The organism is Seonamhaeicola marinus (genome assembly GCF_008085455.1).
On sequence record NZ_VSDQ01000516.1, the window covers coordinates 1 to 618 of the forward strand.

A 618-nucleotide genomic window follows, 5' to 3' on the forward strand; every position below is an offset into this window, starting at 1 on the left:
GACACTTTTAGGTGTAACAGGATCTGGTAAAACATTTACTGTTGCCAATGTAATACAAGAAGTGCAACGCCCTACCCTAGTTTTAGCACACAACAAAACTTTGGCAGCGCAACTATACTCTGAGTTTAAACAGTTTTTTCCAAATAATGCTGTTGAGTATTTTGTGTCTTATTATGATTATTACCAACCAGAAGCTTACATTCCGGTTTCGGGTGTTTACATTGAAAAAGACCTTTCAATAAACGAAGAAATTGAAAAAATGCGTTTAAGTACCACATCATCACTGCTTTCAGGCAGGCGTGATGTTCTTGTAGTTGCATCAGTTTCATGTTTGTATGGTATTGGTAACCCCATTGAATTTCAAAAAAACGTAATTTCAATTGAACGCGATCAAGAAATTTCTAGAACCAAACTACTACATAGGCTAGTTCAAAGTTTATACTCTAGAACCGAAAGCGATTTTAACCATGGAAATTTCAGGATAAAAGGTGACACTGTAGATATTTTCCCGAGTTATGCTGATAATGCTTTCAGAATACATTTCTTTGGTGATGAAATTGAAGAGATTGAAGCGTTTGATATTCAAACAAACCAGATTATTGAAAAATATGACCGTTT

1 protein-coding gene is annotated in these 618 nt (G+C 34.8%); it reads left to right on the top strand.

The genetic code is table 11. The features are described 5' to 3' along the window. Window positions 1–618, top strand: a 618-nt coding sequence (locus FUA24_RS08020; protein ID WP_187388221.1) for a DEAD/DEAH box helicase family protein, incomplete at both ends; no start/stop codon positions are given.